Origin of the sequence: Ruegeria hyattellae, from assembly GCF_041537925.1 — a bacterium.
In the GTDB taxonomy this organism is placed as follows: Bacteria; Pseudomonadota; Alphaproteobacteria; order Rhodobacterales; family Rhodobacteraceae; genus Ruegeria_C.
The window spans coordinates 1-25,262 of record NZ_JBGOSH010000026.1 but is presented as its reverse complement, the minus strand read 5'-3'; the positions used below and the strand labels follow the sequence as shown (position 1 = coordinate 25,262).

The window sequence follows — 25,262 nt, the reverse complement described above, 5'->3', positions numbered from 1 at the left end:
TGGGCTTATAGTATCCTGAACCGCGCACGGATGGCCGCGTCCTGTTCATCACTCAGATAGGCCGGTGTGTGGGTCAGAAGGATGTCGCCTGCCCGCGCCCGCGCGCGGGACCAGGCATCGGCCGCCCCGCTCTCGGTCCAGCTGCGCGGCTCATCACGGTCAGCAAGGGACGGATAGAAATAATCTTGTTCCATCGCCTGATAGGTGTGCTGGCTGCCCAGAAAATGCCCATCGCCAAGGACCGCGTCACAGATGGCGTCGAAGCCCAGATTGGCCTCGCTCACTTCGATCCCACGCAGGGCGCGATAGGTGTGAGAATGCATTTCATCATCCAGCACGAACGCCTCGAAACTCGCCCCAAGCAGCGAGGCCGTCATGCCGGAGCTTTCATAGATCAGGTTCCCGCCAGCAAGGGCGGCCGCAAGCGATGTGAGGCCTTTTTCCATGCCGTACTGGGCGTCGATTGCCTTGGCGTCGGTCATCGAACAGGCCACACCCGAGGGCAGCCCCAGCCAGTTCGACATCTGGGCGGATGCCGCGTTCAACACCGCGGTCTCTCCGCTGCCGCCCGAAAACGCGCCAGTCCGCAGGTCGATGACCAGTGGCCAGTTCGAGAACACCATCGGAAAGCCTGGCTGGATGGCGTGGACCATCACCAGGCTGGCAAGCGTCTCGGCCAGGGATTGCGCCAGGAACCCAGCCAGCGTCGCGGGTGCCGTGGCGCCAGCCTGCGCGGCAGTGATGCAGGAGATGGGAATGTTGTGCCGGATGCATTCATAGACCACGTCAACAGCGTCCTCGCCATAGCGCATCGGAGAGATCACCGGGCTGATATGGGCCTTCATGAAGGGCCGTTTCGAAAACGCGCCGGGGCCACCTGCGGCAATATCCAGCATCTCGACAATGGGCGCCACATGCTCGGCCAGAGTGAAGGCGGTTGCCGTGGGCTTGGTTGTTCCCCTGATCAGGGCGTAGGCAGTGTTGACGTCCAGATCAAACGGGTCGGGCACATCGGTGGCCACGCAACAGCGCGTGAACCAGCCGACATTGGCCAGCTTGTCCTGCAACCGCGTGAAATCATGCAGGTCCTTGAGCGTGGAGGGCCGGTAGAGACCGCTCTCTAGGTCCAGCGTCTGCACGGCAGCTCCGCCGGTTCCGAAATAGACGCGGTTTCCGCCAACCTCGATCGATCGGCATTCGTCGCGCCCATGCAGAACGAATGTCTTGGCCGCATTGTCGATGGCCTTGCCCACGAGTTCGGGCGGAAAGACCACCCGACCATTGCCGCCGTCCCGTGCCCCCGCTGCCAGCAAGTCGTCGCGCAGGCGCTGCGGTACCTCTCCCATTCCCAGCCGTTCGAGCAGGTCCAGCGCGGTGTCGAATATTCGCTGAAGGTCTGCGGTTGTCAGAGGCTGGTAGGCACCACCGACCTGCCCGGGCGGGCACGGGTCCACTCGTGGTTTGGCTGCACGCTGTGCCAGCCTTGCATCTCGTCCGCTTCGCTTGCTGCGCCCCACGTGTCAACGGGCTCCTCTATCTGGTGCTCCTTAGTCCGACTGGTCTCAACGAACCGCCATCAGGGTCGCTTTGACAAGGTCGGGGTTATTTATTCCGAAATATTAGTTTATCTTTTTCTGTTTTATCGAAATTATGATCTTCTTGTTGCTCATCTCCTCAATCTCCTTCGGAGTCGGGCCAAAATTCGGAGGCGGACACATGAAATCCCGGACAAAGGTAGTGGTCATCGGTGGCGGTATTGCGGGCTGTTCGACGCTCTATCATCTGACACAAGAGGGCTGGAGCGATGTGGTTCTGGTCGAGCGTAACGAGCTGACCAGCGGCACCACCTGGCATTCCGCCGCACAGGTCACGAATTTCGGCATGAACCAGACCATGGTTGGCCTAAAGACCCACTCGATCAACCTTTACAAGGAATTGGCCGACGACCCCGACTATCCGATCAACTACCACCATGGCGATGGCGGGATGCGCTTAACCAATACCGAGGCGCAGATGCAGGGCTATCGGCATTTCGCCTCGATGGCGCGCGGCATGGGCGTGGAATTCGAGGCGATCGATGCCGCAGAATGCGCCCGCCGACACCCGCTGATCTCGGCGGACAACCTGCTGGGCGGGCTTTGGGATCCGCTTGATGGCGATATCGACCCGGCACAGTTGTGTCAGGCGCTGGCCAGACGCGCCCGCAAGGCGGGGGCCGAGGTGTACCGGAACACGCCGGTGAGGGCCCTGACCCAACACAAGGATGACACCTGGACCGTGCACACCGAGAAGGGCGACATTGATTGCAATATCATCGTCAACGCCTGCGGCTACCGGGTCAATGAGGTCGGCGCGATGATGAATGTACATCATCCGGTCGCTTCGATGGAGCATCAGTATTTCCTCACCGAAGAGATCCCGGCCATCAAACAGGCCGGTCACCGCATGCCGCTGATCCGCTGCCCGATCTCGGATTACTATTGTCGCCAGGAAAAGAACGGGCTTCTGGTTGGGTTTTATGAACAGAATTGCAAGACTTGGGGCATGGACGGGATCGACCCGAATTTCGTTAATGCGCTCTGCCCCGACGATCTGGACCGCATCACGGACGTTCTGGAAGGGGCCTTTGCGCGCATGCCGGCCCTGACCGAAGTGGGCATCCATACCGTCGTGAACGGCCCGATCACCTATACGATCGACGGTGCGCCTTTGGTCGGCCCGATCCCAGGCAAGCGCAATGCGTTCTGCATTATTGGGCTGCGGGCGGGGCTTGGTGAAGGCGGCGGGCATGGCTGGTTGCTGGCCCAGCAGATCGTGCATGGCGAGGCCTGCTATGACACCTGGTGTCTGGACCCGCGCCGCTTTACCAGCCATGCCAATGTGGAACTGACCGCGCTGAAGGCGATCGAGGACTACCAGAACGAGTTTCGCTTTCACTTCCCCCACGAACACCGCCCGGCAGGCAGGCCTGCCAAGACCACCCCCCTGACACCGGTGCTGTCGGCGGAAGGTGCCGCATTCACCGTCGTGAACGGCTGGGAGCGGGTTGAGTACATCAAGCCCAGCCCTGATTTTCACCCCACACTTGGCTTCACTTTCGACGAGGCGTTTGACCTTGTCGCAGCCGAGGTCAGGAACGTTCGTGACAATGTCGGCCTCTGTGAGGTCAACGGTTTCAACCGGATCGAGGTCACCGGAGCAGATCGCCACAGCTTCCTCGACCGAATGATCTGCGGCGCGGTGACCAAACGCGCGGGCCGGGTCGGGCTGGGATACCTGCTGAACCATCACGGCATGATCAAAGGCGAGGCTACCATCGCCAACCTGCCCGCCAGCGACCGCGGCCCGGAGCGTGTCTGGTTCGGCTCGGCAGCGGCGGCGGAATGTCATGATATGGACTGGCTCAGGGCGCATGTCACAGAGGACGAGGATATTCACCTGCGCAGCCTGACCAATGATCACACCATTCTGGTGCTTGCCGGCCCCAACGCGCGCGCGGTGCTATCCACCTGCGCGCGCGGTGACTGGTCGGTAGAGGCTTTTCCGTGGCTCAGCCTGCGCGAGTGTTTTGTTGGTTTTGCCCCGGCTGTTGTGATGGGCATCAGCTTTTCAGGTGAGCTGGCGTATGAAATCCATGTCCCGAACACCTCACTCTACGCCGCCTACCTGGCGCTGAGGCAGGCAGGCGAGGTGCATGGGTTGAAACTCTTTGGTGCGCGCGCGGTCGAGTCGATGCGGATGGAAAAAGGCTTCCTGCATTGGAAGGCCGACCTGCTGACCGAGTTTGATCCGTTCGAAACCGCACTGGACCGGTTCGTCAAGCCGGACAAGAACGTCGATTTTATTGGGAAAGATGCATTGTTGCAGCGCCGGATCGAAGGACCCCGCAAAAGGCTGGTCACCCTGCACATCGATGCCACTCATGCCCCCGCACACGGCGGTGCATCCCTGATGCGGAGCGACAGGGTTGTCGGCACCGTAACCTCGGGAGATTGGGGGCACCGGGTTGGGTTGAACCTGGCCTATGCCTTTGTCGATCCGGGTGTTTCCTCCGAGGGCGAGCGGATGGAACTCGACCTCTGTGGCGAACGGGTCAATGCCGAAATCATCGCGCCCTCGCCTTATGACCCCGATTTCAGCAGGATGCGCGATTAGGCGCGATGTGCCGCGTCCGGGCTTCAGCGCATGACAAACGGATCGGGGATCGGATCGTCGCTGGTGCGCAACCAGACCGCTTTGACCTTGGTGTAATCCAGCGCCGCCTGCATTCCGCCTTCGCGCCCGTGGCCGGACAATCCATGTCCACCAAAGGGCGCAATCGGGCTGACGGCGCGATACGTGTTGACCCAGACAATCCCGGCCCGGATGGCGCGGATCATGCGATGCGCGCGGGTCAGGTTCTGAGTGAACAGACCCGAGGCCAGCCCGAAACGCGTGTCGTTGGCAATGGCGATCGCCTCTTCCTCGGTCTGGAACGTGGTGACGGACAGGACCGGCCCGAAAAACTCGTTGCTCAGGCTGTCGGCATTTGGCGCGTCAGAGCAATCCAGAATGGTCGGCGGAAAGTAGAACCCATCGCGCGCGATGGGCTTACCGCCGGTCACCAGATTGGCCCCTTGGGCGATGGACCGGTCGATCAGATCGACGGCAATATCGCGCTGTCGCCGGGTGCAAAGCGGGCCGACCTCGGTCGCCACGTCATCGGGTGGACCGATCACCACCGCTTCGGCCTTTTCCTTCAGCCGCGCCAGGAAAGCCTCTTTGATCGAGGCCTGCACAACCAGTCGCGACCCCGCGACACAGCTTTGACCCGTGGCGGCGAAGATGCCGGAGACCTGCGCATTCACCGCACTATCGATATCGGCATCCTCAAACACGATGAACGGTGATTTGCCGCCCAGTTCCAGCGATGTCGAGGCCAGGTTTTCGGCCGAGTTGCGGACGATATGGCGCGCTGTTTCGGGACCGCCGGTAAAGGCGACATGGACGACCTTGGCATGGCTGGTCAGCGCCGCACCCGTCTCGGGCCCGCCGGTAATGACATTCAGCACACCTTTGGGAAAGCCTGCCTGATCAAAGATACGCGCGAATTCGAGCATCGGCGCAGGCCCGTCTTCAGAGGCTTTCAGCACCACCGTACAACCTGCCGCCAGAGCGGGCCCGATCTTGACCGCTGACAGGAACAGCTGCGAGTTCCACGGCACCACAGCGGCCACGACTCCGATAGGTTCGCGACGCAACCAGACCTCCATATCCGGTTTGTCGATGGGCAGATGCGCCCCCTCGATCTTGTCGGCCAGCCCGGCGTAATAGCGGAAATACTCCGCAACATAGGCAATCTGGGCCGAGGTTTCGCGGATGATCTTGCCGGTATCGCGGGTTTCAAGCTGTGCCAGGCGCGGGGCGTTATCGGCAAACAGATCGGCAAGCCGATACAGCAGCTTTCCCCGCGCCGTGGCCGTCATCCCCGCCCATTCCGGCGAGAAGAGCGCGCGCTCTGCGGCCTCGACCGCCTTGCTGACATCATCGGCGCTGGCCTCGGGCATGCGTGCCCAGACCTGACCGGTGGCCGGGTCCAGACTGTCGAACCGCACCGAGCCATCCGAGAATGCACCGTCGATATACTGTTGGAATTGCTGCATTTTACCGCCCCTTATTGAAACGCTGGCATGACGTCTTTGATGAACCGCTCCAGCGAGGCTTTCTTGCGGTCGAAACTCATGCTCGAGTCGATCCAGAAGGAATATTCATCATACCCCAGCGCCTCGCAGGTGCGGATGCGGTCGATCACGGTGTCGGCAGTGCCGATGATCAGATCGCGCTCCATGTTGTCGGGCGTATAGAATGGGTGGGCCGCGATGTCTTCGTCGCTCAGCGGGTCGATCAGGCCCTGACTGACCGAGCGCTTGTTCATGAACCACGCCCCGAAATAGCAATAGAACCGGTTCAGCTCGATCGCGGCGCGCTTCACATCCGAGGCATCCTCGGCCACGTAGGTATGGCGCAGCAGCATGATCTTGGGGCGCGGAATGTCCGGGAATTTCACGCAGGCGGCGTTGAATTTCGACATGAGATCCGCCACCTCGTCATCGCCGTTCCACAGCGGCGTCACCTGCACATTGCACCTCTGCGCAACGGCAAATTCATGGCTGTTGGGATCGCGCGCCGCCACCCAGATCGGTGGCCCGCCAGGCTGCACCGGCAAGGGCGAGGACGTGGTCTCGGGGAATCGGTGAAACTCGCCGTCATGGGCGTAGTCCCCTTGCCACAGCTTTTGCACCGCAGGCACCAGTTCACGCATGCGCTGCCCGGCCTCCCACGCATCCATGCCGGGCATGAGCCGTTCATATTCATAGCTGTAAGCCCCGCGCGCGATGCCCAGGTCAAGACGGCCATCGGTGATGATGTCGGTCATCGCCGCCTCACCCGCCAGACGGATCGGATGCCAAAACGGGGCAACGATGGTGCCGGTGCCCAGACGGACATTTTTAGTGTGCCGCGCCACGTCGATCAGGCTCAGGAACGGGTTGGGCGCGATGGTGAAGTTCATACCGTGATGCTCGCCGGTCCAGACCGCATGCATGCCGCCCTCATCAGCGATTTTGCACAGCTTAATGAACTCGTCATACAACTGCTTTTGCTCCTGATCCGGAGAAATCCTCTCCATATGCGCAAACAGTGAAAACTTCATGGCTTATCCCCCGGTTGCAAGCGGCTTGACCTCACCGCTGACCTCGTTGCCGTAATACACCCCGAAATTGCCGATCCGGCTTTCGGCGGCGAACCGTTCCAGCATCGTGCAGATGGCCGGATCACCGATATCCATCAGGGTCGAGGTGCCCAGATCGGTGAACACGCCCTTTTTCGGTTCGCCCTCCTCTGCCTGACACAGGAACGAGATATGCTGATGCTTGCGCGCCTCATCCTGATAGACCGAGTAGATGAAACCCGGTTCCGCCTGCACCCCGCTGTCGCGGATCAGCCTGTTTAGCGCCGCGTTGGCCCCGTCGGCCACGTCATCGGTGCTGGGAATGGTCAGGCGGCCATCACCGTCGTCCTGCAGCAGAATCCTGCCCTCGCGTTCGATTAGGGCCGAGACGACAAGACCCGTGCGTTTGCTGAGCGCCTGCGCCTCGGCAGCAGGGGTGACATAGGCGCCACGGGCATAGCCCAGCCCAGGCGCGATCGTGTGATCAAAGGCTTTTACCGCACCGATCAGGATCAGATGGTCCCCAGCCTCGACGCGGTTGAACATGCTGCAGTCGAACCAGGCCGACACATCATCCAGAATCGGCGCGCCATGCGGCCCCGGCTGCCAGCCCGCGGTGGCAAACCGATCCTCGACCGGGCGGGCAAAGGCGTTCGACACTTCGATCTGCGCCTCGGACAGGATATTGACCGCGAATTTCGACGTGGTGGCGAAAGTGTCATAGTTACTGGAGGTATTGGCCAGACAGACCAGAATCAGCGGCGGATCAAGTGAGACCGAGGCAAAGGAATTGGCCGTGAAGCCCAACGGATCGCCGCGCGCGTCCTGCGTGGTGACAACCGTGACGCCGGTCATGTATGTGCCGAACGCGGTTCGCAGGGCGCGGGGGTTGGTCAAGGTTTCCGGGTCGAATTCTATCATGTGGGCTCACCCTGTGCGATTGGGGTCTCTAACCAGGTTTGCAGTGCTGCGTTGACGGCATCCGGGGCTGTCAGGTTTACCATATGCCGGTGATTTTCGATAATCTCCGCTGTGCCGCGTTGGGCGGCCCGGGCCATGGCGCGCGACATCGCCGGGGTCGAGTTGGGATCATCGCCTCCAGTCAACGCCAGCAACGGACAGGTGATCCGCGCATAGCCATCGGCATAAAGCGCATCGCCTCGGGCAAACGCATCATAGGCAGTGGCATAGCCGTCGTTATCAACCGCCGCCAGCCACGCCGCGACATCATCGCGAGCGGCACGTTCGATAGGGGTGTCACCGAACCAGCGCTTGAGCGGCGTGTCCAGATCGAAGGCCCCGGCGCGGATCATCTCAGCCCGCGCGATCACTGAGTTGCGCGCCACGTCATCGCGGCGGAACACCCCGTTCAACAGGGCGACACGCGCGACACGTTCCGGGTGGCGCACCGCAAATCCACCAGCGATCAGTGCCCCCATGGAATGACCCGCCAGGCTGACGGCAGGTAATTGCAGTGCGTCCAAGACCGCCAGCAGCCAGTCCAGGAACACCGGCAATTCCGACCTCGCCGCAATGCGGTCGCTGCCGCCATGACCCGGTAAGTCCAACGCGATGACGTGACGCGACCCGGACAGCGCCTCGATCTGCGGCGCCCAGGCCGCCGATTGCATGCCAACGCCATGGATCAGAACCAGAGGTTCGCCCTGCCCGCTCTCGCGACAGGCGACCTGGCCGAAGGGGTCAGACAGCTGCAGGATTGTCGACGTCATGGCCCAGTTCCCTAAGGTCCTGATAGCGGTCACCAATGCGGTGATGTGGCCGACCGCCGATCGACGCACCAAGCGCGATCATGATCTCATCGGGTGCGGGCGCATCGGCGACTTGTAACTGGATGGTCAGATAATGGCTGCGCCGCCCGCCATCGTTCTTGTCCATCAGCGGAATTTGCATCGCGGCATTGGCCGGACCGCGCGTGTTGGTGAATGCCAGATAGGATTTTGCACCCACCGCCTCGCGGTAGAAATTGCCAAACCGCAACGTGTGGATCAGAGCCGAGCCATGCTCGACCTCGCCATTGACCCCCACGATGGCAGCTTTGCCGTAGCCTTCGACCCTGTCGCCACCACCTGCGACCTCCAGCACCATGTCGGTCAGCATCTTGCCAAGACCGGGCGCGCAGTCGTGGATTTCCGGCTTCAGATCCTCGACGAAACCGCGCCCGGCCCAGGGATTGGCGATTACCGCAACCGCCGCGATCAGTTTCAGCGGCTGTTCAGCCGGTTTGCCGCCTTCGATCAGGGTGTTTTCAACATGCAGAAGGGTCTTGCGGATTTCGGCGGGCATGGGCGAGGTCCTTGAGATTCGATTGCCGGTATTTTGGTATACCATAATACCATATGTCAATCATACCTTGCCCGCTACGGATCAACCCGTTAGATTCGCGCGTATGACAACACCCAGCCTGACAAAGATCGATCACCCGCCCGCCACCCTGCGCGACATGGTGCAGGACCGCATGCGAGAGGCGATCATCGAAGGATTGTTCCAGCCCGGCCAGAGGCTTGTCGAACGCCCGCTCTGCGATCAACTGGGTGTCAGCCGGACAGTGATCCGGGAAACCATCCGCTATCTCGAGGCCGAAGGGCTGGTCGAAATCCTGCCCGGGCGCGGCCCGATCGTGGCCATCATGAATCGCGAGGACGCACGGCAGATCTACGATATCCGCCGCATGCTTGAGACTGCCGCAGCCGAAGCATGCGCCCGCAAAATTACGCCCGCCCGCGCCCGCGATCTGAACACATCGCTGGCACAGCTCAAACGCGCCTTCTCAGACCAAACGCCCGGTGTGCTGTTCCGCGCGACGGCAGATTTCTATTCCGAGATCTTTGACGGCGCCGGGCACCATATCGCCTGGGAAGTGGTACAGCGCCTGAATGGGCGGATCAGCCGCTTGCGCATGATGACGCTGTCCTCGACCGATCGTGAACGACCCGGCATCGCGCATATGGAGGCGATCTGCGCTGCCATCATCTCTGGCGATCCCGTTGCAGCGCGTGCGGCGGTTGAACGCCATCTGGATGACACGACCGCCATCGCGAAACGTCTGCTTGCTGAAGAGGAAGAGGCCGAAGATGACTAAGCCACCCAAAGCATACTGGATTGCCAATGTCTCGGTAACCGATCCCGACGCCTATCAGAGCTATCAGGCGATCGCGCCGGACGCCTTCCGCAAGTATGGCGCGCGATTTCTGGCGCGGGGAAGCGCGGAAACCCTGGAAGGCCGAGACTGGCAGCGACGCGTCATCATCGAGTTCGATAGTATGGAGCAGGCCCGCGCCTGTTATGCCTCTGACGAATATCGCGCCGCGCGGGCAAAACGCGCAGGCGCCTGTCAGGCAGATATTGCACTGATCGAGGGTGTCTGAACGCGCCTTGCGGTTGCACCCCCACGCGTATTGTATCCCGCCGGCACAAGCCGGCGGGACAGGGAGCGGGAACGCTCAGGCCGCGTCGTCCTCGTAGTCCGACATGGGCGGACAGGTGCAGATCAGGTTGCGGTCGCCATAGGCATTGTCGACGCGGTTGACCGGTGACCAGTACTTGTCGACCCCGAACGAACCGGCCGGGAAACAGGCCTGTTCGCGGGTATAGGGCCGGTCCCAGTCGCCCACCAGATCGCGCACGGTATGCGGCGCGTTCTTGAGCGGGTTGTTTTCCGCATCGATCTTGCCGTCGATGATCTGCTGCGCCTCGTCCCGGATCGACAGCATCGCGTCGCAGAACCGGTCCAGCTCGTCCTGCGGCTCTGATTCCGTCGGCTCGACCATCAGGGTGCCGGCCACGGGCCAGGACATGGTCGGCGCGTGGAAGCCGCTATCGACCAGACGCTTGGCGATGTCGTCGACGGTGACATGCGCCTCGGCGTCCAGCGGGCGGGTATCCAGAATGCATTCATGCGCCACCCGGCCGGTTTCCGAAGTGTAGAGGATCGGATAGGCATCCTTGAGCCGCGCCGCGATGTAGTTGGCATTCAGGATCGCCACCTTGGTTGCCTGTGTCAGACCCGCGCCGCCCATCAGCAGCACATAGGCCCAGCTGACTGGCAGAATGGACGGAGAGCCGAAGGGTGCCGCCGAGACCGGACCCACGGCACTTCCATATTCCGGATGGCCGGGCAGGTGTTCCTCCAGATGCGCCTTGACGCCGATCGGGCCCATGCCGGGGCCGCCGCCGCCATGCGGGATGCAGAAGGTCTTGTGCAGGTTCAGGTGGCTGACATCGCCGCCAATATCCCCCGGACGCGACAGGCCGACCATGGCGTTCATATTGGCGCCGTCGATATAGACCTGCCCGCCATGGTCATGGGTGATCTGGCAGACCTCCTGCACGGTGGTTTCGAACACGCCATGGGTGGACGGATAGGTGATCATGCAGGCGGCCAGATGATCGGAGTGCTTCTCGGCCTTGGCACGGAAATCGTTCAGGTCGATATTGCCCTTCTCATCCGCCTGCACCGGCACCACCTGATAGCCAACCATCTGGGCCGAGGCCGGGTTGGTGCCATGCGCCGAGGTCGGGATCAGGCAGACATTGCGGTGCGGCTCACCCCGCGACGCGTGGTAGTTGCGGATGGTCAGCAACCCAGCATATTCCCCCTGCGCGCCCGAGTTGGGCTGCTGGGAGATCGCGTCATAGCCGGTGATCTGGCACAGCTTGTCGTTCAGATCAGCGATCATATCGTGGTAACCCTGCGCCTGATCTTCGGGGCAGAACGGGTGCAGGTTGCCGAACTCGGGCCAGGTGACCGGGATCATCTCGATCGTCGCGTTCAGCTTCATGGTGCAGGACCCCAGCGGGATCATTGCGCGGTCCAGCGCAAGGTCGCGGTCGGCCAGACGGCGCATATAGCGGGTGATCTCGGCCTCAGCCCGGTTTTTGTGGAAGATCGGGTGGGTCAGATATTCGCTTTCGCGCAAGGCGTAATCGGGCAGTCGGTAGACCTTGTTCGAGCTGTCGTCCTTGCGGTCGATGCCGAAGGCACCCCAAACGGCTTCGATGGTCTCAGGCCGGGTCTGTTCATCCAGACTGATGCCCACTTTCGTATCGCCGACCTTGCGCAGATTGACACCCCGGGCCACGGCGGCCTCCATCACCACGTTCTGCAGGTGGCCGACCTCGACCGTGATCGTGTCGAAGAACACCTCGGGTTCTACCGCAAAGCCCGCTTCCTCCAGACCGGCAGCCATGCGCGAGGTCTTGCGATGCACCGATTGCGCGATGGCCTTGATGCCGTCGGGTCCATGATAAACGGCATACATTGAGGCAATGACGGCCAGCAGCGCCTGCGCGGTGCAAACGTTCGAGTTGGCTTTCTCACGCCGGATATGCTGTTCGCGAGTCTGCAGCGCCAAGCGATAAGCCTTGTTGCCACGGCTGTCGATCGACACGCCGATGATCCGGCCCGGCATCGCACGCTTCAGCTTGTCGGTGGTCGCCATGTATGCGGCGTGCGGTCCGCCATAACCCATCGGCACTCCAAAGCGCTGAGTCGAGCCAATGGCGATATCCGCGCCCATTTCACCGGGCGATTTCAGCAGCGCCAGCGACAGAATGTCAGCCGCCACGATGGCAATCGCCTTGTGTTCATGCAGCGCCGCAATCTCTGCCGAGAAGTCACGCACATGACCATGCGTGCCGGGATATTGGAAAATCGCGCCAAACACCGCGCCTGCATCCATTGTGTCGGGATCGGCGACTTGTACGTCGATGCCCAGAGGCTCGGCGCGGGTTTTAATAACCGCGATGGTCTGCGGGTGGCAGTTCTTGTCGACAAAGAAAGCGGCATTGTTGGCCTTGGACCGGCCGCCGCGTTTGGCCATCGACATCGCTTCCGCCGCTGCGGTCGCCTCGTCCAGCAGCGAGGCATTGGCCACGTCCAGACCGGTCAGGTCGCTGACCATGGTCTGGAAGTTCAACAGCGCCTCAAGCCGGCCCTGGCTGATCTCGGGCTGATAAGGCGTGTAGGCCGTGTACCAGGCCGGATTTTCCAGAATGTTGCGCAGAATCGGCGCCGGCGTTGTGGTGCCGTAATAGCCCTGACCGATCAGCGATGTCAGAACCTTGTTCTTGCTCGCTACTTCTTTCATGTGAAAGAGCGCGTCGCGTTCCGTCATCGCCGGACCCCAGTCCAGCGGCTCTTTTTGCCGGATCGCGGGAGGGACGGTAGCATCGATTAGCTGGTCCAGCGTCGTGAAGCCGATCACCTTGAGCATGTCCCGCATCTCGGTCGGGCTGGGACCGATATGGCGGCGGTTGGCAAAGTCATAGGCTTCGTAGTCGGTCAGTTTGAAGGCCATTGCAGCGCTCCTATGGATTGGTCAGGCCCGGCGGCGATCCGGCGGGGAGTGAGGGCCGTTCAGGAAACTGTCCGGGGGACAGTTTCAGGCCCGAACCAGCGGAGCCCCTTAGCCTGGAGCTCCGCAATGAATTCAGCCGATCAGGGCCTTGTAGCCATCGAGATCCATCAGATCGTCCAATTGCGAGCTGTCCGACAGCTTGATCTTGTAGATCCACGCGTCGCCCTCGGGGCTTTCGTTCATTGCACCGGGATTGTCGGCCAGTACCTCATTGGCCTCGATCACCTCGCCATCGATGGGCGCATAGATTTCGGAGGCGGCCTTGACCGACTCGATCACACCGATCTCGTCGCCTTTTTCAAAATCGTCGCCCGCTTCCTTTTGATCCACGAAGACGATATCGCCCAATTGTTCCGCCGCATGCTGGGTGATCCCGATGGTGGCGATGTCCCCCTCGACGGTGACCCATTCATGATCTTCCGAGTAGTAGGTTGCCATGTTTCTCTCTCCTGACTTCAACGCTTGTAATTCTGGGTGACGAAGGGCAGCGACACGATCTCGGCCGGTTGCGCCTTGCCCCGTATGATGAGGTTCACCTTTTCGCCGGGCGTGCCGTGACCGGCCGAGACATAGCCCATAGCGACCGGGCCGCCGACAGTGGGGCCAAAGCAGCCCGAGGTAATGGCGCCGATGGGATTGCCGTCGGCACATTGGACTTCGACGCCCTGACGCGCGGGCGCTCGGCCCTCGGGTTTGATGCCGACAAGCTTCTTAGCAGCACCCTCGGCAAGTTCCTTTTGCACGCGCGCGGCACCGGGAAATCCACCCTCTTCCTTGCGGCGCTTCTGGATCGCCCACGACAGGCTGGCCTCGATCGGTGAAGTCGACTGATCGATGTCATTGCCATAAAGACACAGACCCGCTTCAAGCCGCAGGCTGTCGCGCGCGCCCAGACCCGCCGGTTCGCAATCCTCATGCGCCAGAAAAGCACGCGACACGTCGGCAGCCTTGTCTTCGGGGATCGATATCTCGTAGCCGTCCTCGCCCGTGTAGCCCAGACGCGAGATACGGCAGGAGACGCCATTGATGTCGGCGACGATGGTTTCCATGAATTTCATGTCGCGCGCCGCCGGGCACAGTTCACCCACCACGTTCTCGGCCGCGGGCCCCTGCACCGCCACCAGCGCACGGTCGAATATTTCGGTCACCTCGACACCGTCCAGATTGTCCCTCATATGCGGGATATCCTGATGGCGCAGCGCCGCGTTGACCACCACAAAATAGTGATCGCCCGCATTGGACACGATCAGGTCGTCCATGATGCCGCCCTCTTCGTTGGTGAAGAAGCCATAGCGCGCCTTGCCCTCTTTCAAGGTGGCATAGGCCTGCGGGCACAGCGCCTCGAGCTTTTCGCCCACATTCTCGCCGCGCAGGATCACCTGCCCCATATGCGAGACGTCGAACAGAGCAGCCTTTTCACGGCACTGCTTGTGTTCCCCCATGATCCCCATGGGGTATTGAACCGGCATCTCCCAACCGGCGAAATCGACCATCTTGCCGCCAAGTTCCACATGCAGATCATAAAGCGGTGTGCGTTTGGGCGCATCAGTCATGACAGGTGCCTTTCTGTTGAGTCTCGGGGTCAGTCACGGACCACAATGACCGAGCAATGTGCATTACGCACTACCCGAGCAAGGTTCGGACCAATTTCGTAATTCGGGAAATCGCCCTTGGCCGAGGCCATGACGATCAGATCGAACCCATCCTTGTGGGCAAGTTTCAAGACTTCGCGATAGACGCTGCCTTCTTCGATATGCACGGGCGTTCCGACAGCGCCGTTGCCGTCCAGAATAGCCTGCACGGCCTTTCGAACGTACTCTTTTGCACCCGCACCGTAATTGGCGGGAAGGTTGGGCAATTGGATGATCTCGGGAATGACAGAAACCGCGTGCAGTTCCGCACCGTAGAATTTTGCCTGTTCCAGCGCGACCGGCAGCGCCTTTTTCCACGAGCGGTCATCGGTGTGATCAATCGGAAGCAGGATTTTTGTGGCCATCGGCCCTCTCCTCAAGACAGTGAGTTCCTTTTGGGTCGAGAAGGCCGATACCGGCCCCCTCGGATCTTTGTGGCGCGGTTCACTCAGCCGCCGTACCGCCCGGCTCTTCCGACTGGCCGCCGCTGGCAAAGAACTCTTTCGTCAATTTGAAGACGATCGGGCTCAACAATGCCAGCGCAATCAGGTTCGGAATGGCCATCATGGCGTTCAGCGTGTCCGCCAGCAGCCAGACAAAGCCCAGATCCGCGGTTGCGCCGAAGTAGATCGCAATGATCCAAAGGACGCGGTAGGGGAGCAAGGATTTGACGCCCAGCAGGAACTCGACACATTTCTCGCCGTAGAACGACCAGCCTAGGATGGTGGTGAAAGCGAAGATCGACAGAGCGATGGCGATCAGGTAGCCGCCGATGCCAGGCAGAGTGGTTTCGAATGCCAATGAGGTCAGTGCTGCACCCGAAATTGCCTTGTAGCCTTCTGAATCACCGTTGGCGACAAAATCGGCAATCGATGCATCCAGCGCTCCAGAGGCGATAATGGCCAGACCTGTGATCGAGCAAACGATGATGGTGTCGATGAACGTACCCAGCATCGCAATCAGGCCCTGATTGACCGGACCTTTGGTCTCGGCTGCGGCGTGCGCGATTGGGGCCGAACCCAGACCTGCTTCGTTCGAAAACACACCACGTGCTACACCAAAGCGAATGGCCAGCCATACAGCCGCGCCAGCAGCGCCGCCTTTAGCGGCCCAAGGAGTGAACGCGTAGGTGAATACGTCGCTAAGGGCGGCTCCGATCGCACCAATGTTCAGGAGCAGAACCAGCAGACCCGCGACGATATAGGCAACCGCCATGAACGGAACGAGTTTCCCGGCAACGGCACCGATGCGGGTGATGCCACCCAGGATTACGGCAGCGGTCAGGACCATCAGGACAATGCCTGTGAACGATTCATTGATGCCGAAATTTGTTTCCAGCACTTGGGCCACGCCATTGGCCTGCACGCCGTTGCCGATGCCAAAGGCCGCGACGGAGCCGAAAAGGGCAAATGCGACGCCCAGCCAGGCCCATTTCGCGCCCAGACCGTTCTTGATGTAATACATCGGCCCGCCAACGAAGTTGCCCAACTCGTCCTGTTCACGGTATTTCACCGCACAGACGGCCTCGGCATATTTGGTGGCCATGCCCACCAGGGCGGTCATCCACATCCAGAACAAGGCGCCCGGACCGCCCAGGAAGACAGCAGTGGCCACACCGGCGATGTTACCGGTCCCGATGGTCGCCGACAGCGAGGTCATCAGCGCGTTGAACGGGCTGATCTGGCCATCGCCCTGCCCTTCTCGACCTGCAAACAGCAGTTTGAAGCCGGTGCCGACACGCAGGATCGGCATGAATTTCAGCCCCACCTGCAAGAAGAAGCCGACGCCAAGAATGAGGACCAGCATCAGCGGCCCCCACACGACGCCATTGATGGCTCCTACGATTGAACTTAACGCTTCCATGGTTTCCCTCCCATATGCGTTTGGATTATGCCCTGTTGGCCAGTGCCTGCTGGCGAGCCTGTTTGAGGGCGGCAAAGTCTTCGTCCGCGTGGAACGACGAACGGGTCAGCGGAGTTGCCGACACGTGCAAAAAGCCCTTGGAGCGCGCGATGCGCTCCAGTTGGGCAAACTCTTCGGGTGACCAGAACCGGTCGATCGGATGATGTTTCGCGGTAGGTTGCAGGTATTGGCCGACAGTCAGAAAATCGACATCTGCGGCGCGCAGATCATCCATCACCTGCTTCACATCGTTCAAGGATTCGCCCAAGCCGACCATCAGGCCGGATTTGGTGAAGATCTCGGGAGTGGCGCGCTTGGCATCATCCAACAGGCGCAGCGAGGTGTAGTAGCGCGCGCCGGGGCGCACCGTCGGATAAAGATGCGGGACGGTTTCCAGATTGTGGTTGAAGACATCCGGTGCGGCCTCGAAAACGGAGGCGGCGGCATTGCCTTTGCCAAGGAAATCGGGCGTCAGCACTTCAACTGTTGTGCCGGGATTTTGATGGCGCAGCGCGCGGATGGTCTGGGCGATATGCGCGGCACCGCCATCATCTAGATCGTCGCGATCCACCGAGGTGATGACAACATGGCGCAGCCCCAGCTTTTTCACCGTCACCGCGACCCGGCCCGGTTCGAACGCGTCCAGTGCGTCGGGGCGGCCGGTGGCGACGTTGCAGAAGGAACAACCGCGCGTGCAGACCTCGCCCATGATCATCATAGTGGCATGACGCTTGGACCAACATTCGCCGATATTGGGGCACGCGGCCTCTTCGCACACTGTCGCCAGATTGTGGTCGCGCATCAGGCGGCGGGTTTCGTAATACGCGGGTCCCTCGACCTTTTTCCGGCGAATCCAGTTCGGTTTGCGCGGAATCACGCTGTCAGCCTTCCTGGCCTTTTCCGGGTGGCGGGGGCGGAGTTGGATGGTCATCTGGCTGCCCCCTTTCACGCGTGGATCGCACGGCCCATGGCGTCAAGACAGGCCTCCTTGACCGCCTCGCCCATGGCCGGGTGCGCATGACAGGTGGCGGCGACCTCGGACACGGTTGCGCCCTTGGTCATGGCCAGAACCAGTTCGGCGATCAGATCGCCACCATGGGCACCGCAAATATGCGCACCCAGGATTTCGCCGTCCGTGCCCGCCAAAACCTTAACGGCACCGTCCGTGTCGCCGGTAGAGCGCGCGCGCGAGTTGGCCATGAAGGCGAACTTGCCAACCGCGTACTCGGTTCCCGCCTCTTTCAGCGCGTCTTCGGTCAACCCGACCGAGGCGACCTCGGGGTCGGTGTAAACCACGCCCGGCACTGTGTTGTAATCCACATGCCCCGCCTGCCCTGCAATCGTCTCGACACAAGCCACGCCGTCTTCCTCGGCCTTGTGCGCCAGCATCGGACCGGGCACGCAATCGCCGATGGCATAGATACCGGGCACCGAAGTCTGGAAGCTGCTGTCCACATCGACAAAGCCGCGCGCGTTTACCGCGACACCCAATTCCTCCAGCCCGAGCCCGCGTGTCACCGGACGGCGACCCACTGCGATCAGGACCTTGTCGGCCTCGATCACCTCTTCCCTGTCCTTTCCCACGCGCTCCAGCGTCAGGTTCAAGCCAACGCCTGTTTTGTCAACGGATTTCAGCGCGCGACCCAACTGGAATTTCAACCCGCGCTTGGACAGGGCGCGCTGCGCCAGCTTGGCAATCTCGCCATCGATACCTGGCATGATTCGATCGAGATATTCGACCACGGTGACCTTGGCCCCCAACCGCGCCCAGACCTGTCCGAGTTCCAGCCCGATCACGCCTGCGCCAATCACGACCAGATGCGCGGGCACCTCTTCCAGCGCCAACGCGCCGGTCGAGCTGAGTATGTCGGCCTCGTCAAATTCGATACCGGGCAGCGGCGTCGCCTCGGAACCGGTGGCGATCAGGATGTTTTTGGCCTCGTGGATCTCGTCACCGACCCGCACCTGACCGGGGGCTGGGATGCTGGCCCAACCTTCGATCAATTCGACACCGTTCTTCTTGAACAGAAACGCGATCCCTTTGGTCAGGTCACCTACGATCTTGTCCTTGCGGCCCATCATTGCCCCGATGTCGAGGCTGGTCCCTTCGACGCCGATCCCGTGCGCTTCGAGATGAGACAGTTCGGCATATTTTGCCGAGGACGTCAGCAACGCCTTCGAAGGGATGCAGCCCACATTCAGGCAGGTGCCGCCCAGCGCCGCGCGCCCTTCAACGCAGGCGACCTTCAGCCCCAATTGCGCGGCGCGGATCGCGGCGACATATCCGCCGGGTCCGCCACCGATGACGATCAGATCGAACTTGTTCATGTCGACCCCCTCAGTAGAGCGGATAGCGGGCACAGATCGCGCGCACTTTTTCGCGGATCTCACCCTCAAGCGCGGGGTCGCCGTCCGGAGACTGCGCCAGCCCGTCCAGAACGTCGCTGATCAGGTGACCGATCTGGTTGAACTCTTCAGGCCCAAAGCCACGGCTGCAGCCTGCAGATGTTCCCAAACGAACGCCACTTGTTACTGTCGGCTTTTCCGGATCACCGGGCACGCCATTCTTGTTGCAGGTGAAGCCGGCACGCTCCAGCGCGGCCTCGGCGGCGTTGCCCTTGACGCCTTTGGGGCGCAGATCGACCAGCATCAGATGGTTGTCCGTCCCGCCCGAAACGATGTCGCAGCCGCGCGCGATCATGACATTGGCCAGCGCGTCGGCGCTTTCGACCACGCGATTGATATACTCCTTGAACTCGGGCCGCAGCGCCTCGCCAAAGGCCACGGCCTTGGCAGCGATCACGTGCATGAGCGGCCCGCCCTGAAGACCGGGAAACACCGCCGAGTTGATCTTTTTCGCGATCGCCTCGTCATTCGTCAGAATGATGCCACCGCGCGGACCACGCAAGGTCTTGTGCGTTGTCGAGGTGACGACATGGGCGTGCTGCATCGGTGAGGGATGCGCGCCAGTGGCAACCAGGCCCGCGATATGGGCCATGTCCACTAGCAGCCAGGCGCCAACCTCATCGGCAATCTCGCGGAACTTCGCAAAATCGATGACACGGGAATAGGCCGACGCGCCTGCGATGATCATTTTCGGCTTTTCCGACCGGGCAAGCTCGGCCACCTGATCGTAATCGATCAGCCCGGCATCGGTCAGCCCGTACTGGACCGGCCGGAACCACTTGCCCGATTGCGCGGGTTTCGCGCCATGGGTCAGATGCCCGCCCGCATCCAGCGACATGCCAAGGATCGTATCGCCCGGGCTGAGCAGCGCCAGCTTGACCGCACCATTGGCCTGTGCACCTGAATGCGGCTGCACATTGGCATAACCGGCATTGAACAACTCTTTGAGACGCCTGATCGCTTCGGCCTCAATCTTATCGACCACCTCGCAGCCGCCATAATAGCGTCTGCCCGGATAGCCTTCGGCATATTTGTTAGTCAGCACCGAGCCCTGCGCATCCAGAACCGCCTTTGAAACAATGTTCTCGGACGCGATCAGTTCAATCTGGTCGGCCTGGCGGGTGCCTTCCTCTTCAATCCAGTTGGCGATTGCGTGGTCGGCCACGCGCAGATCAGTGGTGAACATATCCGGAGTCTCCTTATGGATCTCAAAGTGCCGTTTGGCGGAATAAGTTTCCTATAGTGGAATTTGTTCCCTTGCGTCAACAATACTCTTTTCCGACGTGATTGCGTCTTATGTAAAAGTCAGTAAACTCAGGAAAATAAGAGGGAACGACTGATGGATCCGATAGCGCAAACACCCGAAGCTGACCTGAAAGAGGCGCCGTCCACTGGCCAACTCGGGCGCATGATTCGAGATGCACGGCGCGAAAAAGGCTGGACATTGGAAGAGACAAGCCGTGCCGCAGGCATTGGCCGCTCGACCTTGTCGAAGATCGAAAACGATCAGACCAAACCCAGTTTCGACATCGTGCGCCGCCTTACCACGACGCTTGAACTGAAGACGCCGCACCTGTTCCTGCCCTCGGGGCAAAGCGGCGTCAGCGGCCGCCGTGACCATACCCCCAGCGGGTCCGGTGAGGTTCGGGTGACCGACACCTACCGGCACGAATTGCTGTGCACGGATCTGACCAGCAAGCGTATGCTGCCCTATATCAGCACGATCACGGCGCGAGATGTCTCGGAGTTCGAGACCTGGATTCGCCATGACGGCGAAGAGTTCATGTATGTGATCAGCAGCGATCTGGTATTTCACACCGAACACTACAAACCGCTGCCGATGACTACGGGTGACTCGATCTATTATGACAGTTCCATGGGCCATTTCTGCGTGTCATCGGGCGCAGAAGACGCCAAAGTGCTTTGGGTCTCGCTCGAATAACGCTTGGCTGACAGCTCAGCCGCCCCCGACATCCGTTCGCGCGACGGAGACCGCCTTGATCACCGCATGCACCTGCGTGCCGGGTTTCAGCCCCAGCGCCTCGGCAGAGCGTCGGGTGACCCGGGCAAGCAGCAGGTCATCACCGGATTTCAACTGCACGATCGTGCCCGGTCCGTCGCCGTCGCGGATGGAGACGATTTCGGCCGGCAAGTTGTTGAGCGCGGACAGGCCCTTGGGCGGGCTGGTCGCAAGGATGATGTCCTGCGCCAGCACCCGCACCCGGATCGGCTGGCCCGGCGGCAGATTGACATGCGGCAGCAGCAGCGTGCCGCCCGACACCGTCAATTCGGTCAGCCCGTCGTCATGATGGACCGCCACCACGCCCTGCAGGACCGAACCCGCCTCGCGCAGGCCCAGCTGCCGCACATTGGCCGGGTCCGACAGGACCTCTTCGGCGGGTCCGAAACGGGACACGCTGCCCTTGTTCATCATCACTACCGTGGTGGCCAGCCGCGCCACCTCTGACACGGAATGGCTGACATAGAGGATCGGAATATCGGTCTCATCGCGCAGCCGTTCGAGATAGGGCAGGATGTCCTGCTTGCGCGCTTCATCCAGCGCTGCCAGCGGTTCGTCCATCACCAACATTCTGGGGCGCGAGAGCAAGGCGCGCCCGATGGCGACCCGCTGTTTCTCGCCACCCGATAGCGCTGCGGGTCTGCGGGACAGAAGCGCCGGGATTCCCAGCATTTCGGCCACTTCGTGCAAAGTCGGACCCGTACTGCCCGCTGCAGCAAATTTCAGACCATAGACAAGGTTCTGTTCCACACTCAGATGCGGAAACAGCCGCCCGTCCTGAAACACGCATCCCAGCCGCCGCTTGTGCACCGGCAGATCAATCTTCATCGTAGTGTCAAAGATCGGTTCGCCATCCAGTATGATGCGCCCGCTCCGGGGTCTCAGCAGCCCCGCAACCGCGTTGATGACACTGGTTTTCCCGGTGCCCGAAGCCCCGAACAGCGCGGTCACCCCTCGCGGGGCGTCAAAGCGGACCTCCAGCGCCATCTCGCCCAGCGTGTGGCTGATATCTACCGATAAGCTCATTTGCCCGAAATCCGTTTCGCCGCCCGTCGTGCCAGCAATTCAGACGCAACCAGCGCGCCCATGGCGACAAGGATCGAGACCACGACCAGCCGCAGCGCCGACGCTTCGGCACCGGGCACTTGCAGGAATGTATAGATGGCCGACGGCAGGGTCTGCGTCTGTCCGGGAATGTTCGATACGAAGGTGATCGTCGCTCCGAACTCGCCCATCGCCTTGGCAAAGGCCAGAACCGCGCCAGTGATGAGCCCCGGCAGCAACAGCGGCAAGGTCACTGTGGCAAAGACCCAAAAACGCGAGGCCCCAAGCGTCGCGGCGGCCTCTTCCAGCCGGGGATCGATGCCCTCCAGCCCCAGACGGATCGCTCGTACCATCAGCGGAAAAGCCATGATCGCGGCCGCCAGCACCGCACCGGTCCAGCGAAAAGCCAGAACCAGCCCGAACGTCTCTTCCAGCCAGATGCCAAGCGGCGCGCGCCTGCCAAAGGTCAAAAGCAGCAAGTACCCTGTGACTACCGGGGGCAGAATCAGCGGCAGATGCACGAGGCCGTTCAGCACGTGTCGCCCGCGAAACTCCCACCGCACCAGCGCATAGGCAGCAAGCAGTCCGAAAGGCAGGCTGATCAGAACTGCCCAGAACGACACCTTGAGCGACAGGGTCAGCGCCATCCACTCCTCTGCACGCAGCCAGTCGGTCATGGTAGGTGCGCCACAAGGCCAAAGCCGTTGCGGGAAAACACCGCAGCCGCTTCAGGGCTTTGCAGGTAGTCGAAAAAGCCCTGCCCCCCCGCGCCAAGCCAGGCCACCGGATAGAGGATCGGATCGTGGCTCTCTTCGGGAAACAGGCTGACCAGCCGCACCCGCGGTTCGGCCTGCGCATCCGTCGCGTACACAACGCCCAGCGGTGCCTCGCCCAAAGCCACCAGCCGCAACGCGGCGCTGACATTGTCGGTCTGTGCGACATGCTCTCTCACAGCGGGCCAGAGCCCCAGCGTATCGAGCGCCTGTTTGCCATAAATACCGGCGGGTACCGCGTCGACCAGTGCCATGGCCAGCCGCCCGCCCGCCAGCGCATCCGGCAGCGCATCGATGCCAGCGGCGCTTCCATCCTGCGCAGGCGCAACCAAGGCGAGCCGGTTGCTAAGCAGCGGCACGACGTCTCGCCGCCGCACCAAGCCCTGATCCACCAGCCGATCCACCCAGTCAGGATTGGCCGACAGAAAGACATCCGCCGGTGCCCCCGCCTCGATCTGTCGGGCCAATGCCGAACTGCCGGCATAAGACAGGGCCACGTTATTGCCAGTCTCGGCCTCATATTGCGCGGCAACCTCGTCCAGCGCCGATTTCAGGCTGACCGCCGCAAACACGAGAACCGGCTCGGCCGCGCGCACCGGGCCCGCCCAGAGAGCGGCCAGCATCAGCACCGCCGTCACGGAGCGCCGGACCTCAGGGCGCAATGAACTGCACGCCCGGAATCCGCTGGATCGCGAATACATCCTCGTCGTAGATCTCTGTCATTTCCTCGACCAGATCCTCGGTCAGCCCGGGCAGGTCAATCTCCTCTTCCACGGCCTCGTCCAGCGCGTATTTGTCCATGAAAGCAGCAATCACCCGGCGGCGGTGCAACTCGGACATATTCGGATGCTGAGCCAGATATTCGTTCAGTCGCGACATCCCCTCAGGCGATAGGATCTCGCCCAGCAGCGCCAGCCCGCCCGTCACTCCGGCATCCGGTTTCAGACCCGCCATATCACGCAGAATCTGCTCCCAGATCAGCGGTGCGTCCTCGTTGCACCACACGGTGATCGTCACATCGGGCACTGCGGCATGCATGCGCTCAAACAGCTCCGACCAACGCAGTTCCAGCAGATCCAGCTTTTCCATCAGACCAGAGATACGAGACCTTCCAGCATTCACCAGAGCAGCGGGCAGGAAACTGGCCGGATTGCGGATCGCCATGAAGATTTCCATCTGGTCATCCGCAAACATCCGCCGCAGATAGGCAGCACGCTGCGGCGCCAGCGGATAGAAACAATTGTCGCCAAAGGCCTCACGCTGAGTTCCGAAGAAATGCGTGTTCGATAGCAGCACACGGTCCTTTTCAGCACCACCCAGCAGCGTCTCGACCATGGTGCCGCGGATACCGGGGGCCGGTTCGGCGTTTTCCATCATCTCCAGCGCGTCTTTCAGCAGTGGGCGATATCGCCGCGGTGGCGGCACCGCGACACCCATCTGCGCAAAGCCATCCCGGTTGCCCAACAAGCATTTCAACAGGCGTTCATGTTCGGTCGAATGCGCTCCGGTTTGAAAGATCATTTGCATTCTGACGAACTGTGCCCCTTGCTGCATCGCACCCGTTTTCGGGTTACAACCTGGCGCCGCAGGCGTCAAATCACCTGCGTCCGGTTGCGTGGCGGCAAAAAGCATCTTGCAGACCGCTTGCGATCCGATTAATCGGTGGCCAAGGCCCCTATAGCTCAGCTGGTAGAGCAACTGATTTGTAATCAGTAGGTCCGCGGTTCGAGTCCGTGTGGGGGCACCATTTCACCTTGAAAGTCGTCATATATTCAAAGAAAACAAGCCGATAGAAGCATTCTCGGGTCCACAATTGGGTCCATAGGAGGTCCATAATGGGCGTGATGACGAAACTAAAAGCTCTGAAAGAACTCGGTCAGGGTAAGTGGGAATATCGCAGGCGAGTTCCAGCGAGAGCGCAGGCGGCAATAGGTAAGTCTGAACGAAAGGCAGTTATCGAGGCTCGCACGGACAAAGAACTGATGCGAAAGTATGCGGTGGTTGTCGCGCAGATTGACGCAGAGATTGTCGCCGCAAAGGGCTTTGTTGCACAAGTCGGGTTGAGTTCGGACCTCCCCTGACACTGGACGGATTTAGCCTACGGTCGGTGTCTTTGGAATGCCAAGTGTCGTGAAGGCGTTGAGGATCGCGGCGCGGATTTGGATTTCCGCGACCTGCCGGTCGAAGTCCCTCGCCATAAGGCTTTGGCCCATCAGTTTCACGCAATGCCTCTTCGTTTCGACGCGGCTTCGGCGGCGATACCCGGTCAATCTTCGCCACAGGGCGCGGCCCAAGTATTTTGTCGCTCGCACTGCCTCATTTCGGGCGACGGCCCCGGCGCTAGTGGGCTTCCAGGGTTTGGCATTTTTCGCGGCGGAATGACGGCATGGGCGCCACGAG

The 25,262-nt window shown here is 61.3% G+C and carries 23 protein-coding genes, 1 tRNA gene and 1 pseudogene; 6 read left to right on the top strand and 19 right to left on the bottom strand.

Annotation, left to right across the window (positions count from 1 at the left end):
- Window positions 1–5: 5 nt before the first annotated feature.
- Window positions 6–1,517, bottom strand: a complete 1,512-nt coding sequence (locus tag AB1E33_RS28610) for a trimethylamine methyltransferase family protein (protein WP_372580627.1) — start codon at window positions 1,515–1,517, stop codon at window positions 6–8.
- Window positions 1,518–1,716: 199 nt separating this feature from the next.
- Here AB1E33_RS28610 and AB1E33_RS28605 point away from each other — a divergent pair, with 199 nt between their 5' ends.
- Entirely contained in the window at window positions 1,717–4,155 is a 2,439-nt protein-coding gene (locus tag AB1E33_RS28605) for a GcvT family protein (RefSeq protein ID WP_372580626.1), read from the top strand.
- Window positions 4,156–4,178: 23 nt separating this feature from the next.
- Here the strand turns inward: AB1E33_RS28605 and AB1E33_RS28600 are convergent, their stop codons facing one another.
- The 5 genes from AB1E33_RS28600 to AB1E33_RS28580 are packed head-to-tail and all read right to left on the bottom strand — an operon-like array spanning window position 4,179 to window position 9,013.
- On the bottom strand, window positions 4,179–5,642 hold the full coding sequence (locus AB1E33_RS28600) for an aldehyde dehydrogenase (RefSeq protein WP_372580625.1): 1,464 nt from the start codon (window positions 5,640–5,642) through the stop codon (window positions 4,179–4,181).
- A gap of 11 nt (window positions 5,643–5,653) precedes the next feature.
- A complete protein-coding gene (locus AB1E33_RS28595) occupies window positions 5,654–6,691 on the bottom strand; it encodes an LLM class flavin-dependent oxidoreductase (protein WP_372580624.1) in 1,038 nt (345 codons plus the stop codon).
- A 3-nt stretch (window positions 6,692–6,694) separates the two neighbouring features.
- On the bottom strand, window positions 6,695–7,630 hold the full coding sequence (locus tag AB1E33_RS28590) for a flavin reductase (protein ID WP_372580623.1): 936 nt from the start codon (window positions 7,628–7,630) through the stop codon (window positions 6,695–6,697).
- Entirely contained in the window at window positions 7,627–8,439 is an 813-nt protein-coding gene (locus AB1E33_RS28585; protein ID WP_372580622.1) for an alpha/beta fold hydrolase, read from the bottom strand. The genes AB1E33_RS28590 and AB1E33_RS28585 overlap by 4 nt, the downstream gene beginning before the upstream one ends.
- A complete protein-coding gene (locus tag AB1E33_RS28580; RefSeq protein ID WP_372580621.1) occupies window positions 8,411–9,013 on the bottom strand; it encodes an amino acid synthesis family protein in 603 nt (200 codons plus the stop codon). Before AB1E33_RS28580 ends, AB1E33_RS28585 begins: the two co-directional genes overlap by 29 nt.
- A gap of 103 nt (window positions 9,014–9,116) precedes the next feature.
- On the opposite strand from AB1E33_RS28580, the gene AB1E33_RS28575 reads away from it, so the two are divergent.
- Together AB1E33_RS28575 and AB1E33_RS28570 are read left to right on the top strand one after the other, a co-directional pair.
- Window positions 9,117–9,809 (top strand): GntR family transcriptional regulator, encoded by a 693-nt coding sequence (locus AB1E33_RS28575; RefSeq protein WP_372580620.1) that lies wholly within the window; start codon window positions 9,117–9,119, stop codon window positions 9,807–9,809.
- Complete coding sequence (locus AB1E33_RS28570; protein ID WP_372580619.1) at window positions 9,802–10,095, top strand: DUF1330 domain-containing protein; 294 nt, start codon at window positions 9,802–9,804, stop codon at window positions 10,093–10,095. Before AB1E33_RS28575 ends, AB1E33_RS28570 begins: the two co-directional genes overlap by 8 nt.
- Before the next feature lie 75 nt (window positions 10,096–10,170).
- Here AB1E33_RS28570 and gcvP read toward each other — a convergent pair whose 3' ends face one another.
- The 8 genes from gcvP to glyA all read right to left on the bottom strand — a co-directional run bounded on the left by gcvP (window position 10,171) and on the right by glyA (window position 20,211).
- A complete protein-coding gene (gene gcvP / locus AB1E33_RS28565) occupies window positions 10,171–13,026 on the bottom strand; it encodes an aminomethyl-transferring glycine dehydrogenase (RefSeq protein WP_372580618.1) in 2,856 nt (951 codons plus the stop codon).
- A gap of 132 nt (window positions 13,027–13,158) precedes the next feature.
- Window positions 13,159–13,524 (bottom strand): glycine cleavage system protein GcvH, encoded by a 366-nt coding sequence (gene gcvH / locus AB1E33_RS28560; RefSeq protein ID WP_372580617.1) that lies wholly within the window; start codon window positions 13,522–13,524, stop codon window positions 13,159–13,161.
- Between the two features lie 17 nt (window positions 13,525–13,541).
- Complete coding sequence (gene gcvT / locus AB1E33_RS28555) at window positions 13,542–14,639, bottom strand: glycine cleavage system aminomethyltransferase GcvT (protein WP_372580616.1); 1,098 nt, start codon at window positions 14,637–14,639, stop codon at window positions 13,542–13,544.
- Window positions 14,640–14,668: 29 nt separating this feature from the next.
- Window positions 14,669–15,082: a universal stress protein gene (locus AB1E33_RS28550; RefSeq protein ID WP_372580615.1), complete on the bottom strand. Its 414-nt coding sequence runs from the start codon at window positions 15,080–15,082 to the stop codon at window positions 14,669–14,671.
- Window positions 15,083–15,161: 79 nt separating this feature from the next.
- Window positions 15,162–16,580: an alanine/glycine:cation symporter family protein gene (locus AB1E33_RS28545; RefSeq protein ID WP_372580614.1), complete on the bottom strand. Its 1,419-nt coding sequence runs from the start codon at window positions 16,578–16,580 to the stop codon at window positions 15,162–15,164.
- Window positions 16,581–16,605: 25 nt separating this feature from the next.
- Window positions 16,606–17,550, bottom strand: coding sequence for a lipoyl synthase (gene lipA / locus AB1E33_RS28540; RefSeq protein WP_372580613.1), 945 nt, complete (start codon window positions 17,548–17,550; stop codon window positions 16,606–16,608).
- A gap of 14 nt (window positions 17,551–17,564) precedes the next feature.
- The gene (lpdA, locus tag AB1E33_RS28535; RefSeq protein ID WP_372580612.1) at window positions 17,565–18,947 is read right to left on the bottom strand and encodes a dihydrolipoyl dehydrogenase; all 1,383 of its coding nucleotides are present in this window, start codon (window positions 18,945–18,947) and stop codon (window positions 17,565–17,567) included.
- Window positions 18,948–18,957: 10 nt separating this feature from the next.
- Window positions 18,958–20,211 (bottom strand): serine hydroxymethyltransferase, encoded by a 1,254-nt coding sequence (glyA, locus tag AB1E33_RS28530; protein ID WP_372580611.1) that lies wholly within the window; start codon window positions 20,209–20,211, stop codon window positions 18,958–18,960.
- 153 nt (window positions 20,212–20,364) lie between these two features.
- On the opposite strand from glyA, the gene AB1E33_RS28525 reads away from it, so the two are divergent.
- Window positions 20,365–20,967, top strand: a complete 603-nt coding sequence (locus AB1E33_RS28525) for a helix-turn-helix domain-containing protein (RefSeq protein ID WP_372580610.1) — start codon at window positions 20,365–20,367, stop codon at window positions 20,965–20,967.
- A 15-nt stretch (window positions 20,968–20,982) separates the two neighbouring features.
- Here AB1E33_RS28525 and modC read toward each other — a convergent pair whose 3' ends face one another.
- The 4 genes from modC to AB1E33_RS28505 are packed head-to-tail and all read right to left on the bottom strand — an operon-like array spanning window position 20,983 to window position 24,383.
- Entirely contained in the window at window positions 20,983–22,071 is a 1,089-nt protein-coding gene (gene modC, locus AB1E33_RS28520) for a molybdenum ABC transporter ATP-binding protein (protein ID WP_372580609.1), read from the bottom strand.
- Window positions 22,068–22,766 carry a molybdate ABC transporter permease subunit gene (modB, locus tag AB1E33_RS28515; protein WP_372580608.1) on the bottom strand — a complete coding sequence of 233 codons (699 nt, stop codon included), beginning with the start codon at window positions 22,764–22,766 and terminating at the stop codon, window positions 22,068–22,070. The genes modC and modB overlap by 4 nt, the downstream gene beginning before the upstream one ends.
- Entirely contained in the window at window positions 22,763–23,485 is a 723-nt protein-coding gene (gene modA / locus AB1E33_RS28510) for a molybdate ABC transporter substrate-binding protein (protein WP_372580607.1), read from the bottom strand. Before modA ends, modB begins: the two co-directional genes overlap by 4 nt.
- A 28-nt stretch (window positions 23,486–23,513) precedes the next feature.
- Complete coding sequence (locus tag AB1E33_RS28505; RefSeq protein ID WP_372580606.1) at window positions 23,514–24,383, bottom strand: hypothetical protein; 870 nt, start codon at window positions 24,381–24,383, stop codon at window positions 23,514–23,516.
- Between the two features lie 150 nt (window positions 24,384–24,533).
- Between AB1E33_RS28505 and AB1E33_RS28500 the strand changes: the two genes are divergently transcribed.
- Together AB1E33_RS28500 and AB1E33_RS28495 are read left to right on the top strand one after the other, a co-directional pair.
- Window positions 24,534–24,609: transfer RNA gene (locus AB1E33_RS28500), tRNA-Thr, on the top strand.
- 88 nt (window positions 24,610–24,697) lie between these two features.
- A complete protein-coding gene (locus AB1E33_RS28495; RefSeq protein WP_372580605.1) occupies window positions 24,698–24,943 on the top strand; it encodes a hypothetical protein in 246 nt (81 codons plus the stop codon).
- A 12-nt stretch (window positions 24,944–24,955) separates the two neighbouring features.
- Here the strand turns inward: AB1E33_RS28495 and AB1E33_RS28490 are convergent.
- Window positions 24,956–25,262 (bottom strand): annotated as a pseudogene (locus AB1E33_RS28490) (transposase); the annotation flags it as partial.

Excerpts from the sequence above, each read along its gene's own strand:
- AB1E33_RS28590 (WP_372580623.1), bottom strand. The coding sequence starts at position 7,630 with ATGATAGAATTCGACCCGGAAACCTTGACCAACCCCCGCGCCCTGCGA.
- AB1E33_RS28525 (WP_372580610.1), top strand. The coding sequence starts at position 20,365 with ATGGATCCGATAGCGCAAACACCCGAAGCTGACCTGAAAGAGGCGCCG.
- modB (WP_372580608.1), bottom strand. The coding sequence starts at position 22,766 with ATGACCGACTGGCTGCGTGCAGAGGAGTGGATGGCGCTGACCCTGTCG.
- AB1E33_RS28580 (WP_372580621.1), bottom strand. The coding sequence starts at position 9,013 with ATGCCCGCCGAAATCCGCAAGACCCTTCTGCATGTTGAAAACACCCTG.
- lpdA (WP_372580612.1), bottom strand. The coding sequence starts at position 18,947 with ATGAACAAGTTCGATCTGATCGTCATCGGTGGCGGACCCGGCGGATAT.
- lipA (WP_372580613.1), bottom strand. The coding sequence starts at position 17,550 with ATGACCATCCAACTCCGCCCCCGCCACCCGGAAAAGGCCAGGAAGGCT.
- glyA (WP_372580611.1), bottom strand. The coding sequence starts at position 20,211 with ATGTTCACCACTGATCTGCGCGTGGCCGACCACGCAATCGCCAACTGG.
- modA (WP_372580607.1), bottom strand. The coding sequence starts at position 23,485 with ATGCTGGCCGCTCTCTGGGCGGGCCCGGTGCGCGCGGCCGAGCCGGTT.
- AB1E33_RS28570 (WP_372580619.1), top strand. The coding sequence starts at position 9,802 with ATGACTAAGCCACCCAAAGCATACTGGATTGCCAATGTCTCGGTAACC.
- AB1E33_RS28505 (WP_372580606.1), bottom strand. The coding sequence starts at position 24,383 with ATGATCTTTCAAACCGGAGCGCATTCGACCGAACATGAACGCCTGTTG.
- AB1E33_RS28545 (WP_372580614.1), bottom strand. The coding sequence starts at position 16,580 with ATGGAAGCGTTAAGTTCAATCGTAGGAGCCATCAATGGCGTCGTGTGG.
- AB1E33_RS28605 (WP_372580626.1), top strand. The coding sequence starts at position 1,717 with ATGAAATCCCGGACAAAGGTAGTGGTCATCGGTGGCGGTATTGCGGGC.
- AB1E33_RS28550 (WP_372580615.1), bottom strand. The coding sequence starts at position 15,082 with ATGGCCACAAAAATCCTGCTTCCGATTGATCACACCGATGACCGCTCG.
- AB1E33_RS28600 (WP_372580625.1), bottom strand. The coding sequence starts at position 5,642 with ATGCAGCAATTCCAACAGTATATCGACGGTGCATTCTCGGATGGCTCG.
- modC (WP_372580609.1), bottom strand. The coding sequence starts at position 22,071 with ATGAGCTTATCGGTAGATATCAGCCACACGCTGGGCGAGATGGCGCTG.
- gcvH (WP_372580617.1), bottom strand. The coding sequence starts at position 13,524 with ATGGCAACCTACTACTCGGAAGATCATGAATGGGTCACCGTCGAGGGG.
- AB1E33_RS28585 (WP_372580622.1), bottom strand. The coding sequence starts at position 8,439 with ATGACGTCGACAATCCTGCAGCTGTCTGACCCCTTCGGCCAGGTCGCC.
- gcvP (WP_372580618.1), bottom strand. The coding sequence starts at position 13,026 with ATGGCCTTCAAACTGACCGACTACGAAGCCTATGACTTTGCCAACCGC.
- AB1E33_RS28575 (WP_372580620.1), top strand. The coding sequence starts at position 9,117 with ATGACAACACCCAGCCTGACAAAGATCGATCACCCGCCCGCCACCCTG.
- AB1E33_RS28595 (WP_372580624.1), bottom strand. The coding sequence starts at position 6,691 with ATGAAGTTTTCACTGTTTGCGCATATGGAGAGGATTTCTCCGGATCAG.
- gcvT (WP_372580616.1), bottom strand. The coding sequence starts at position 14,639 with ATGACTGATGCGCCCAAACGCACACCGCTTTATGATCTGCATGTGGAA.
- AB1E33_RS28495 (WP_372580605.1), top strand. The coding sequence starts at position 24,698 with ATGGGCGTGATGACGAAACTAAAAGCTCTGAAAGAACTCGGTCAGGGT.